12 protein-coding genes and 2 pseudogenes are annotated in these 11,452 nt (G+C 66.6%); 2 read left to right on the top strand and 12 right to left on the bottom strand.

What is annotated here, in order from left to right:
- Positions 1–211: 211 nt before the first annotated feature.
- From ACY466_RS04425 to ACY466_RS04380, 10 genes and pseudogenes are all read right to left on the bottom strand, one after another.
- The gene (locus ACY466_RS04425) at positions 212–1,141 is read right to left on the bottom strand and encodes a GNAT family N-acetyltransferase (RefSeq protein WP_463250114.1); all 930 of its coding nucleotides are present in this window, start codon (positions 1,139–1,141) and stop codon (positions 212–214) included.
- A 132-nt stretch (positions 1,142–1,273) separates the two neighbouring features.
- Complete coding sequence (locus ACY466_RS04420; protein WP_046651482.1) at positions 1,274–1,627, bottom strand: VOC family protein; 354 nt, start codon at positions 1,625–1,627, stop codon at positions 1,274–1,276.
- A 72-nt stretch (positions 1,628–1,699) separates the two neighbouring features.
- The gene (istB, locus tag ACY466_RS04415; RefSeq protein ID WP_463250110.1) at positions 1,700–2,524 is read right to left on the bottom strand and encodes an IS21-like element helper ATPase IstB; all 825 of its coding nucleotides are present in this window, start codon (positions 2,522–2,524) and stop codon (positions 1,700–1,702) included.
- Positions 2,521–4,188: pseudogene (istA, locus tag ACY466_RS04410) on the bottom strand (IS21 family transposase). The gene istB and the pseudogene istA overlap by 4 nt, the downstream one beginning before the upstream one ends.
- Positions 4,189–4,392: 204 nt before the next feature.
- Complete coding sequence (locus ACY466_RS04405) at positions 4,393–5,652, bottom strand: PP2C family protein-serine/threonine phosphatase (RefSeq protein ID WP_463250108.1); 1,260 nt, start codon at positions 5,650–5,652, stop codon at positions 4,393–4,395.
- A gap of 139 nt (positions 5,653–5,791) precedes the next feature.
- Positions 5,792–6,172: a histone-like nucleoid-structuring protein Lsr2 gene (locus tag ACY466_RS04400; protein WP_463250106.1), complete on the bottom strand. Its 381-nt coding sequence runs from the start codon at positions 6,170–6,172 to the stop codon at positions 5,792–5,794.
- Between the two features lie 316 nt (positions 6,173–6,488).
- On the bottom strand, positions 6,489–7,310 hold the full coding sequence (locus ACY466_RS04395; protein WP_463250103.1) for an ANTAR domain-containing protein: 822 nt from the start codon (positions 7,308–7,310) through the stop codon (positions 6,489–6,491).
- 169 nt (positions 7,311–7,479) lie between these two features.
- Entirely contained in the window at positions 7,480–7,824 is a 345-nt protein-coding gene (locus ACY466_RS04390) for a hypothetical protein (protein WP_463250101.1), read from the bottom strand.
- A gap of 16 nt (positions 7,825–7,840) precedes the next feature.
- Positions 7,841–8,572 (bottom strand): mechanosensitive ion channel family protein, encoded by a 732-nt coding sequence (locus tag ACY466_RS04385; RefSeq protein WP_463250099.1) that lies wholly within the window; start codon positions 8,570–8,572, stop codon positions 7,841–7,843.
- Between the two features lie 204 nt (positions 8,573–8,776).
- Complete coding sequence (locus tag ACY466_RS04380) at positions 8,777–9,022, bottom strand: hypothetical protein (RefSeq protein ID WP_463250097.1); 246 nt, start codon at positions 9,020–9,022, stop codon at positions 8,777–8,779.
- Positions 9,023–9,279: 257 nt separating this feature from the next.
- Between ACY466_RS04380 and ACY466_RS04375 the strand changes: the two genes are divergently transcribed.
- Both ACY466_RS04375 and ACY466_RS04370 read left to right on the top strand, forming a co-directional pair.
- Positions 9,280–9,870: an RNA polymerase sigma factor gene (locus ACY466_RS04375; RefSeq protein ID WP_463250094.1), complete on the top strand. Its 591-nt coding sequence runs from the start codon at positions 9,280–9,282 to the stop codon at positions 9,868–9,870.
- A 3-nt stretch (positions 9,871–9,873) separates the two neighbouring features.
- Entirely contained in the window at positions 9,874–10,359 is a 486-nt protein-coding gene (locus ACY466_RS04370) for a hypothetical protein (RefSeq protein ID WP_463250092.1), read from the top strand.
- Between the two features lie 307 nt (positions 10,360–10,666).
- On the opposite strand, the pseudogene ACY466_RS04365 reads toward ACY466_RS04370, so the two are convergent.
- Together ACY466_RS04365 and ACY466_RS04360 are read right to left on the bottom strand one after the other, a co-directional pair.
- Positions 10,667–11,004: pseudogene (locus ACY466_RS04365) on the bottom strand (aquaporin).
- 41 nt (positions 11,005–11,045) lie between these two features.
- Positions 11,046–11,348: a hypothetical protein gene (locus tag ACY466_RS04360; protein WP_463250090.1), complete on the bottom strand. Its 303-nt coding sequence runs from the start codon at positions 11,346–11,348 to the stop codon at positions 11,046–11,048.
- Positions 11,349–11,452: the final 104 nt, after the last annotated feature.

Here is an 11,452-nt window from a genome sequence, read left to right as displayed (position 1 = left end):
GTCAACCCCACTTGGCCCCTGGATGACGGCCAGAAATGGACCCACCTTCGCGTCACCAGCGGCATTACAGCGCGTTCAATCAGCTCGTTCTGAAGGTCTGTCGGTAGGCGCTTGGTGTGGTTTCGAGGGTCTGGTTGAAGTGACGGCGCAGGGTGCTGGAGGTGCCGAGTCCGGTGCGTTGAGCGATGGCTTCCATGGGCAGCGTGGTGGGTCAGGGCTCGAGGTCGATGCGTGTCTCCGTGCATCGGTAGCCGGCTCGCGTGAACGCTGCTGCCATGGGTGTGTTCACGGCGTCGGTGGTTGCGGTGATTCGTGGTGCCCCGGCTGTGGCGTGGAAGGCGGTGATGAACGCCAGGAGGTCATCGACGTATCCGTGACCGCGGTACTCGGGCAGGACCGCGAGGTAGCCGACGTTGCGATTCGTGGGTGTCGCCGAAGGGATCGCGATGCCATTGATGGTGCCCTGCTGGTCGTACGCGACGCGCCACCAGTCGCGGTCGCCGGGGCAGGAACGGTAGTAGTCCACCTCGTCGCGAGCCAGGCTCAGTGTGTCGGTGGTGGCCAGCTCGCGTCGCGTCATGACGTCGAGCGAGCCGTGGGCGGCGCGGGCGATGAGGTCGATGAACGTGCTGTCGTCTGCCTGCTCGAACCGCAGTCGCGGGCCGGGTTCTTGCATCGGGCTGCCCTGGTCCCATTGGAACTGGCGTCGCTCGTTGTGCTGCCTCAGGCCAGCAGCGGCGGCTGCCGCGATCTTCGCGTGGACGTCGTGCGCTACGGCGGTGTTGTCGCGCCACGTGACGGGGACACGCATGGTGTGCGGCAGCGGGGTCCGGGTGCCGTGAGCTTCCAAGGCGGCGTGGCCTCGTTCCAACAGTGCGCTGAGGATCGCCTCTGGCGAGTCGTGGCCCGCGACAGCATCCCACACGTCGAGCGCGATCGGCTTGTGCTCGTCTCGTCCCCACCACAGGGCCCGGCCGATGATGTTGCCGTCATCGTCGAGGGCGACCTGCGACCAGTGTGGCTGCAGGCGGCCGGCAGCGATCTCGGTCTGGATCTGGTCCGGTGTCATCCCGACCGCGGGCATGGTGGGCATCTCGGCGGCTTGGTGGAGAAGTTCCGCTGTGGGTGTCTCGATCCTCATCCCGTAGATGGTTGCGTGGGTCTGATCCCGACGCCAGCGATTTTCACCGCAGACGGGACTTGACCGCGAGGCCGCCCAACCGGCGTACATCGGCCAATCGGTCATGTCAGACACTTCGAGGATCGCGGCAGATCAGGTCGTCTTGGTGTGCATGCCCACGTTGACGACCCGGCCATCGGTGGCCCGGTAGAAGAAGCGGGTCACACCCCATGGCTCTTCGGTGAGTGGGTGCACGATTTCGAGGCCGGCGCGGCGGGCGCGCTCAAGAGCCTCGTGCACGTCATCGACGAAGACTGAGACATCGGGGTTCACGGGACCGGAAGCGTCTCGCGTCATCACGCTGAGCTGGTGGCCGTCATCGTCTGCCAACGTGACGATCCATCCGTGATCCATCACAGGTCTCAGGCCCAAGACCGCTGCATGCTCTTCTGTGGCCTTGGCCAGGTCAGTAACAGTCAGATTTGGAACGACTCGGTTCACCCGCATGGCAATACCTCAGCACACCGGCGTGAAGACCGATAGAGGAACCAAGTTCCTGTATTCGGCAGATGATCAATGTCACGCGCCTGTGGTGGGGGTGTGGTGGCGGGCGCGGGTGTGGGCGAGGCGGTGGGAGTTGGTGCCGGTTTCGATGATGGTGGCGTTGTAGGTGAGGCGGTCGACGATCGCTGCGCACAGGCGGGGGTCGGTGAAGGTGTCGGTCCAGGCGGAGAAGGACTGGTTGGACGCGATCGCGATGGCGTTCTTCTCCTCGCGTTCGGTGAGGACCTGGAACAGCAGTTCGGCGCCTCGCCGGTCGAGTTCCATGTAACCGAGCTCGTCGATAACGAGGAGGTCGACGCGTCCGTAGCGGTTGATGGTCTTGGTGAGTTGTTTCTCGTCGGCGGCTTCGACGAGTTCGTTCACGAGCCGGGTGGCGAGGGTGTAGCGGACGCGGTAGCCCTGTTCGGCGGCGGCGGTGCCGAGCGCGATGAGCAGGTGGGATTTGCCGGTGCCGGAGTCCCCGATCAGGCACAGGGGGTCGCCGCGGCGGATCCAGTCGCCGGTGGCGAGCTCGTTGATGGTGGCGGGGTTGATGTTGGGGTTTGCGGTGAAGTCGAAGTCGGCGAGCCATTTCTCGCGGGGGAAGCCGGCGCTCTTGATGCGGCGCAGGGTGGAGCGGCGGTCGCGGTCGTCGACCTCGGCGAGCAGGAGTTCGGCGAGGAAGCCTTGGTAGGTGAGTTGTTCCTTCGTGGCGGCCGCTACGGCGTCATCGATCACGGCGCGGATCGTGGGCAGCCGGAGCCGGCGGCAGGCCTGGTCGATCGCGGCTTGGGCGGCTTGTTCGGTGAGGCTGTGACGGCGGCGAAGACCGCCCTGGCGGTTGCTGGTGCTGGTGGTCATGGGGTTCCTGTCTGGGTGTGATGGTGGACCTCGGCGCTGGCCGGGGCGGGGTCGGGTTGACGGCGGCGAGGGAGTTCGTCGTAGGCGGTGACGGTGGGCAGGGGTCGGGTGTCTTCGGGTAGGTGCGCGATGGCCTGGTGTGGGTCGGTGGGGCGTCGTGGTGGCAGGTTCACGACTGTCCCGCCCCTGGTCGGGGTGGCTGGGTGGGTGTGTGGCCGGTGGCGTGGCGGCGGGCTTCGACGGCGACGACGTCGGGGCTGATCGCGCCGACCGACAGGGCTGAGGTGATGCCGGCGAGCACGGCGTCGGCGGGGAGGGATCGGTGGAGCAGGAGCACGTCGATCAACGCTTGGGTGCCGGCGACGTCGCCGCTGGTCTTGCGGGCGGCGGCCCAGAACGCGTCGTGGGCTGCGGTGAATGCTCCGGCGGCGCGGGCCTGCGCGAGGGCGGTGGAGTCGGGGAACGCGCCGGGCTTGTGGCGTAGGACTTCGAGGTAGTGGTCCAGCTCGACACGGGTCACGCCACGGGTGCCGAGGCGGGGGTGGGTGGCGACGACGGTGCGGCCCTCGAACACGACCACGCATGAGGCCCGTAACGACACGCGGACGCGTTGGCCGATGAGGTGCGCGGGGACGGAGTACTTGACCATGCGGACGGTGATCAGGGCGGAGCGGTCGACCCGGGGGTGGAGGATCAGGCCGGGGTCGAAGTCGTCGGCCGGCAACGGTGCCAGATGTGGGAGTTCGGCGTGGTAGTCCTGCCCGAATCGTGTTCGCGTGTCCGGTGATGCGGCGGGTGTTGTCGTCGACTTCCCAGGCGCGGATCTTGTCGTTGAGTTCGTCCAGGGTGGCGACTTCGGGCATGGGGGTGAGGTGGTTGCGGCGGAACCAGCCGACCTCGCCCTCGACGCCGCCCTTCTCGTGGGCGCCGTCGATGCCTGGCTGACAGTAGAACGCGTCGAAGCCATAGTGGGAGCGGAACAGCACCCAGCGTTCGTTCTCGTCGCGGAGCCGGTTCCCGCCGTGGATGACCTGCACGACGGCTGAGGTGAGGTTGTCGTAGCGGATATGGCGGGTCGGGATGCCACCCAGGGCGTGGAAGGCCTCGATGTGTCCCTCGAGGAAGGCCTCCTGCCCGCCGGTCGGGTAGACGCGGTGAATCGCTTTGCCAGAGTGCGACAGGCGGTAGACGAACATGTGGCACTTGGTCTTGACGCCGTCGAGGATCACGTAGACCTCGCCGAAGTCGACCTCAGCCTCCGCGCCGGGCGGGTGGTCCTGCGGCACCATCGCCTCCACCCGGCGCCCGGCCTCCAGATCGATCTGCGCGCGCCGGACCCGCACGTAGTCCCTCACCGTGGAGTAGGACAGGTCGGTGGCGCCGTGCTCGTCGCGTAGCCGGGCCAGAATCCTGGTCGCGGTATGACGCTGCTTGCGCGGCGCGGTCAGGTCATAGGTGAGCATCTCGTCGATGGCCGGCTTGCACGGGTCCAGGCGGGGTGCCGTACGGACTGGTTTCTTGCGGGGTGGGGGTTCGGCAGCGGCGAGTGCCTGGCGGACGGTGCGGCGGTGGACTCCGTGTTTGCGGGCGAGCTCGCGGATGGACAAGCCCTCCACTCGCGCGTCGTGGCGGATGTCGGCGTACAGCTGCACTCGTGACCCCATCTTGGCTCCCTTGCCCTCGCGACTGGTTCCCAGTGATGGGGACCAGCGTGAAGGGGTGGGGCCAGTTCAGACCGTCAACACCCCGGCAAGTCGCACGCGGGGCCAGATCAGGCCGTCACAACGGGGCCGAACCAAGCTGTCACAACCACGATGCTGCTCGTCGCGCCCACCTGTGTTCCGTCCGATCACCGGCGGAGCCCTACCTCACGAACTCCGGATGCTGCCCAATGCGAGCAGAGCGACGTCGTCCTGCACCCCGTCACCGAAGCCGTTCAACACGCCGATGAGGTCGTCGACCACCCGAGCCGCAGTGGTCGGGGCCGCAGCGACGGCGAAGTCCTCGAGTGCGCCGGTGTCGTCGTACCGGAACCGCCCCGGACCGACGTGCGCCTCCGTCAACCCGTCGGAGTAGAGCAACAGCACATCTCCGGGAGCCAGTGCCAACTCCGCGGCCCGGAAGTGCGGATCGGGGAGGGCTCCGACCAGTTGTCCGCCGACGGTGTCGACGTAGCCCGCCGTCCCATCGGCGCGCAGGTGCAGAGCGGGGGGATGTCCCCCGCTCGCCAAGCTGACGTGTACCGAGCCGTCCACCGCGGTCACGGTGCCGAACAGCACCGTACAGAACCGCGGATCGTCACCTCGAAACTCTTGCTGCAGGACAGCATTGAGGTTGTGCAGAACCGAGACCGGATCTCGGTCGAACACCGCCGCAGCCCGCAGGGTGTACCGCGTCAAGGACGTCACGGCCGCCGCGGCCGCGCCTTTTCCGCTGACATCGCCGAGAAAGAAACCCCACGTTCGTGCATCGAGCGGAAAGAGATCGTAGAAATCGCCGCCTACCTCGTCCTCGGAAGCGTGGTGGTAGTACGCGGACACCTCGGTCCCGGTGGGTGAGGTCAGGGCCGGCGGAAGCAGGGTTCGCTGCAATGTCGTGGCCAGGATCTGAAGAGCGGTGCGCTCGGCCTCGGCGCTCTTACGGGCGTCCTCGGACTCACCCAACGCGCCCTCCGACCGGGCCAGCGCATCCTCCGACCGAGTCAACGCCCGCTCCGCGACCGACTGCGCCGACACGGCATCGTCGCGCGCCTCCACGAGACGCTGCTCGCGGATGCGGTGGGCCGTCGCGGCGTGCAGCGTCACGCGCACCTCGGCGCCGTCGTCGCTCGAACCGCGATTGGCCATGAGGAGAACCGACAGGGTGTCGTGCGGTCCCACCACCAGTTCGGCCATGGCCCCGGCCGGTGGGTCGGAGTCGGCGTCGGAACCGGCTGCGAGCAGGGCGATGACGGTGCCGGCGCTCGACGGCACGAACAGATCGCGTAGCATCGATCCGACCACGCCCTCGGCGCCGATCATCCGGACCACCGTCGCGTTGGCGTAGGTCACCACGCTGGTCTCCGCGTCCACCACCAGAAAGCCGGCCGGGGGCGGTGTCCAGTCACCGCACTGCTCTGTCGGCGGCACGCGAACGACCGGAACCGCGTTCGCCTTCGCATGCCATCGCGTCCTGTTTGTACCGCACGCGCAGTCAGGTGTCCATCGTCGCGCCTTCTGCGCTCAAAGCCGTGCCACGCATCGAGCGTCGGGCAGTTCGGTCGAACCGTCAGTCCTCGGCGGGGTCGCCGGACCCGGGTGTATCGGTGAACTCGTTGAGCCGGCGCCGCTGGGGGACGGACCGTTCGTACGCGTCGACGACCTCGTCCGAGATTCGCCCCCTGTCGGCCACCGTCAACCCGTGCGTCTTGCCCCACGCCCTGATCGCCGCGGCCCGCGCGCGGTCGACGGCCGATCGCGACGAGCCCACACCACCGGACAACACACGACCGCGCTCGGACCACAGCGTCAGCAACGCGGTCATCTCCGCCGCGTTGGCGTCGGTCAGATCGATCTCGAACCACCGCCCGTCGTATCCGAACCTCACGGTCGACCCGGCGGCTTCACCGGTCAGATCGTCGAATGTTCCGACCTCGATCTTGCGTACCATCGCGTCCTCCGATGCTCATCGTCTCCGACGACGGTATCCGACACACACGATCCCCTCCCCGCACCCGCATCGCATCCGCACCGTCGAACCGGAAACCGTGATCACTGCCGCTGTGCTGACACCGCATCTCGCGCCATCCGCTTGGACCGGCGGTCACGGGAAAGACCACCGCACAAGCGCAGAAGATCGCATGCGAACGGTGCAGCGTGCACGCCGGGCGGCGGTAGACCCCTACGGTCACGACGGGGCGACGCCTTCTGCGCGCCAACATCGTGGCCACGCTCCTCGCGACCGGTCCGGCGACGGACCGGTCGGTTCACGGTCCGCGTGGGGTCGCACAATCGGACGTCGTGGCAACGAGTTCCACCGCGATGTCGCGCAGTTTGCGGTTGCTCGATTGCGAGTGCCGCCGCATCGTGTCGAACGCGGCGTCGGCGTCTATACCGTGGACGGCCATCAGAATTCCCTTGGCCTGTTCGATCGGAGCTCGGTTGTCGATGCTCCACCGGAGGGCCTCGGCGACGTCGGAGGCGGATTTGAATCGGGCGTAGTCGCCGATGGCGCGGGACACGGTGGAGGTGAGAACACCGATGAGCTTCTCGTCCACGTGTGTGAACGCCTCGCGCTCGCGGCCGTACAGGTTGAGGGCGCCGAGCGCGACGTCCGCAGTGTGCAGCGGCGCTGCGAGGAACGATCGCACTCCCTCCGCCCGGGCCGCGGCGGCGAATTCCGGCCAACGCTCTGCCGACTGCGCCACGTCCACTCGGACGGTTCGGCGAGTTCGTGCGGCATCGAGGCAGGGGCCGATCCCGCTGGAGTACTGATGCTCGTCGACCGTCAGTGTTCGTTCGTCGGTGTGGACGGCGGTGAAGATGGTCGGCCCCAGAGTGATCGTGACTCCGGCACTGTCGACTCCGTCGATGACCTGCGCCGCCACCTCCACTGCACGTTGCAGCAACACCGTCACTTCGTCGGCATCGTCGAGAGGACCTCCGAGCGCGACGAGCATGGCGCCGAGCTCGGTGGCGTCGAGCGCAGTTCGTCGTGCGGTTTCCAGAATGTCGGCGGCCTCCTCGGTGACACCGTCGGGGGTGGCCGCGAGAAGCGATCGCGATGTGGTGGAATCGTCGTCTCCCATGACCATCAGGGCTACCACATGCCCGAGACACCGAGCGTGAGCGGGGTGTTGCCGTCAACCGGCTCTGCGCGACCTGTTTCGAGCCCCCGAGGAGGCGGAACCGAGAAGCCGGAACCCCGGCGACGCGGGGTCGCAGGTCGACGCGATCGCGGGTTCCGGTCGCTTGTCCTCACCGCGCAATACCGAACCGGTCGGGTCGATTCACGGTCGCTCGCGGCCCTCGGATCGACGCCGTCGTGCGTAGGAATCGACGCCGACGGCGAATCTGATCAAAATGGATGCGCTCGACGCCGAGCGTATCGACCAAGTGGCGCACGCGGTCGGGTGTTGCGCAGTTCTGTCCGGCCGCGAGTTGCGCTGCGGCGGCTGCAGTCAGACCCGCATCGAACAGGGCCACCAGATCACAGGTCCACCGCGGCGACACGGTCTGCCCCACTGCCGAGCACCATCGGTGTCCGCACAGCGCAGAGGTGGTCTCTGCGCTGCGCGGTCCGTGACCGTCGATGCCAGACATGGTCACCGTGCGTAGGTCAGTACCGGTTGCGGTACTCACGCTGCGCGCGGTCTGCTTGCTCTGATGCAGACGGGTTCTGCGCAACCTGCTCCTTGATGCGCGGGATTTCCTCTTCCGCTTTGCTCAGGTACTGCTCCCACCGCTGCGTCATCGGCCGAACGAGGCCGCCGCCGACTCCGACGACGAGGATGCCACCTACCGTCGCCAGCACCGCGACGAGAATCGGGGTGGTCACGGTGGTGGCGACTCCGATCTGGTTCAGCGCGGCGATGATTCCGAAGCCGAGCACGAACACCGACGCAATCGTCGCGAGCGTCCGGCCGTAGGACAGGCCTCCTAGAGAGGTGGCGATGAGCTCGCGAACGGCGGCAGCGATCGCTGCGGCGACCACGACGATGATGATCGCGACAATCAGACGCGGGAGGAACGCGATCAATTCACTGAGCAGTTCGCTGATCGGATTGGCCGGGAACACACCGAAGGCGAGTTGCAGAACGAACAGGACCAACGCGTAGTAGATGATCTTCGATACCACATCGCTGGCGTCGTACTTGCTGTTCGCGAGAGCCTTCTTCACACCGCCGCGTTCGACCGCCCGATCGAATCCCACTCGTTCGAGGATCTTGGACAGCGCTTTGCCGAGCGCTTTGGCCACGAAGATACCGATCAGAAGTATGAGCAAGAACAACAACAGGCGGGGAACGAAGTCGGCGGCAGTGGACAGGGCGTTGTTCAACGATTCGGGCACGAAGGGAACTCCTCGGATCTCGGATGGTGTTCGGTGACGCGTGGATGCGTTCTGTGAACGTCGACGAAGCGCGAACATGTGATCACGTAGTCGTTGGACCGGTTCCACCGCCGAAACCGAACCTCGACCGAGTGTGACACTGCTCACACCGGACGGGTTCGTGGTGGCGGCCCGGAAAGCGCGGAGACGGATCTGCCGACGCGCCTACTCGCCCAGCCAAATTCTGCGACGCGCCGTCTGCGCGACACGCTCGGCCACCATGGCACTCACGGTCCCCGCACGCACAGCGTCCTCGCAGGTTGCGAGGACCTGTCGGTAGAAGGCGACGACGGACACGTCGAACCGCTCGACGATCTCGCGCTCGCTGCCGCCACCGTGAGCGGCCCAGCGAATTGCGAACAGAACCCGTTCGTCGACGCCGATGGTCGGCACTCGCTCATCGGGGTACATCCGCAAACCTCCATCTCGTCGTGCCGGCAATGATGGCATCCACGCCGTGCGATGCCGCCGTCACGGGTCCCTTCCCCCGCGGCGCATCCCCTGTTCCCATAATTGCCGACTGCCGTTGCCGACCAGAGACGGTGACGCGCGACATCGTCGATGTTTGGGTGGAGCCGGTTCGTGACACTCTACGACGAAACCGCACGCCCACCGGCGTGATCACGTACACCTTGCCTCTTCCCCGCGACGGCGCCGAGAGGAGAGGCATGTCCGCTACGGCAACCACCATCGAGACTCCGACGACCGCGACATCGGCCGACGCCGACGATCGCGCCCTCGCCGCTGCAGCGGTGTCGGGTGAGCGGAGCGCTTTCGAGTCCTTGGTCCGACGCCACGGCCCGGGGCTGCACGGCTTCGCTCGGCGGATGCTCGGCGACGACAACGACGCTGCGGACGTCGTCCAGGACACCTTCGTTGCCGCGTGGCGTCACCTCGACACCTACCGCGGTGACTCCCGGTGGCGAACCTGGCTGTTCTCGATCTGCGCTCGCAAAATCATCGACATCCGCAGGCTCGGACACCACCCGCCGCTCGACGATGCCGTTCTGAACCACGCCCCGGATGCTCGAGCGGTCGATCCGTTCGCCTTCGCATCGAACGCGGTGTTCGTGACCGCTCTGGAACGGACACTGTCGGAACTGCCCGCGCATCAACGTGCATCATGGATGCTCAGAGAGATCCACGGACACACCTTCCCCGAAATCGGGGCGATCCTGGGATTGAACGCGGACGCCGCCCGAGGACAACATCGACGCGCGCGCGCGACACTGGCGACACGGATGTCGAGATGGCAATGAACTATGAGCAATGACAACCTCTTCGGAGGGAGGATCGACCGGCCGCTGCCGTCCATTCCCGAACCCGGGTGGGACCGCATCGCAGATGCCGTGATCTCTGCCGTGCGCGCCACGGCCCGCAGGAGCCGCCCCATCGACCTCCTCGATCCCGGCGCCACGCGGACGGACACCGACGGCGCTGCACCCACGGTGCGTCACGCGTTCGCGGTCAGCGACCTGGCTGTCCGGGCCCGCGTATCGCAAGCGGTGCGCTCCGACGATGCCGTCGCATCGAGCGTAGTCCGAGCCGTCGTGGTGGGCCGCCGACTGACCGGTATCCGGGTCGAACTGAGCACATGGCACGGATACGAGGTGCGAAGTCTCGTTCGACGTATCCGGACCGCCGCGATCGGTGTCGTGAACGACGTGATCGGGGTGGGCGCGATAGACCCCCGAGGAGTGGACATCGTCGTCACCGAGGTCGAACCCTGGCGACCTCTTCCGTACTGACCGTCGCCAGGGCTCGACCCATATGCCGACCACCGCTCCGGTTCACCGTCGACGCCGACCCCTGCACCGCGTGTGTCCGAGCTCTGCACCCTCTCTGCCGTCGAGACAAGCGGATAGCAACCCCGATCGACGGGCCGTTTACCGCGCCGACTCGGTCCCATCGGTGCACTTCGGACGTTACGCACCCCCGCGGACCGTGCTCCGGTAACCCCGCGTTGGGCGAGTCCACGGACGCAGCGTCGCGCCGGCAGGAACATCGTCGACAGACGGCAGATTTGGTCGATCGTGGAGCACGGGTCTCGGGTATTCACCCGGCTTCCGGTGCCGCTGCGCGGCGCACGACGCGGTCGTAGAGAACCGCAGCGGGGATACCACCCACCACCGGGGCGAACATGTACACCCACCACGATGTGAAGGTCCATGTCGCGATCTGCGGACCCAGCGCGCGGATGGGGTTGACTGCACCGCCGGTCGCAGCACCGCCGATCAGCACCGCAGCGGTCAAGGCGAAGCCGATGGACGTACTGGCCACCGCAGGGGCCACGCGATCGTCGGTCGTGACCGCGATGATACAGCCTGGCACAGGACATAACCGGGAACCGCCCGCCACGGAAACTGCACTGCGGCGGCGAGACCGATGGTCACGGCGGGATTAGGATGAGCTCCCGACACGTGTCCCTGCGATTTCACTCGTAACGCGGACACAGCCGGCGTCTTGGTGGTGACAGCAGGCCCGGTGCTTCGATGATCTCGCGATCGAGACACAGAACGATGATCCCGAACCTGTCTGTACCGGGGAGGAGATGGCGCTCCACATGGTCCTCGGTCGAGCGCGGACAATGGCCACCAACGGGTCCGATCGCCGTATGGATTTGGTCGGCGGTATCGCCGCGCACGACAACGACGACGACGACTGGGATGCTCCGCTGGACTTTCTGTTCCAGAACCACGATGTGCTGACTCTGTTCGACAGTGACATCGATCCGCATCCTGGTGCAGTCAATCTCGTTCCCGCGGACTGTGGATTTTGTCGCCGGCAAGATCGAGTAACAGCGGGTACATCACTCCGCTTGAAGCCTGCAAGTGCACCGAA

The organism is Rhodococcus sp. K11/5 (genome assembly GCF_055193735.1).
Note: the sequence above shows the minus strand (reverse complement) of the source record. Positions and strands in the feature narration are given on the sequence as shown.

What these genes read in the sequence shown, in the direction of transcription:
- ACY466_RS04390 (WP_463250101.1), bottom strand. Translation starts at nt 7,824, where the DNA reads ATGTCTGGCATCGACGGTCACGGACCGCGCAGCGCAGAGACCACCTCT.
- ACY466_RS04375 (WP_463250094.1), top strand. Translation starts at nt 9,280, where the DNA reads ATGTCCGCTACGGCAACCACCATCGAGACTCCGACGACCGCGACATCG.
- ACY466_RS04425 (WP_463250114.1), bottom strand. Translation starts at nt 1,141, where the DNA reads ATGAGGATCGAGACACCCACAGCGGAACTTCTCCACCAAGCCGCCGAG.
- ACY466_RS04420 (WP_046651482.1), bottom strand. Translation starts at nt 1,627, where the DNA reads ATGCGGGTGAACCGAGTCGTTCCAAATCTGACTGTTACTGACCTGGCC.
- istB (WP_463250110.1), bottom strand. Translation starts at nt 2,524, where the DNA reads ATGACCACCAGCACCAGCAACCGCCAGGGCGGTCTTCGCCGCCGTCAC.
- ACY466_RS04395 (WP_463250103.1), bottom strand. Translation starts at nt 7,310, where the DNA reads ATGGGAGACGACGATTCCACCACATCGCGATCGCTTCTCGCGGCCACC.
- ACY466_RS04370 (WP_463250092.1), top strand. Translation starts at nt 9,874, where the DNA reads ATGAGCAATGACAACCTCTTCGGAGGGAGGATCGACCGGCCGCTGCCG.
- ACY466_RS04400 (WP_463250106.1), bottom strand. Translation starts at nt 6,172, where the DNA reads ATGGTACGCAAGATCGAGGTCGGAACATTCGACGATCTGACCGGTGAA.
- ACY466_RS04360 (WP_463250090.1), bottom strand. Translation starts at nt 11,348, where the DNA reads ATGCGGATCGATGTCACTGTCGAACAGAGTCAGCACATCGTGGTTCTG.
- ACY466_RS04380 (WP_463250097.1), bottom strand. Translation starts at nt 9,022, where the DNA reads ATGTACCCCGATGAGCGAGTGCCGACCATCGGCGTCGACGAACGGGTT.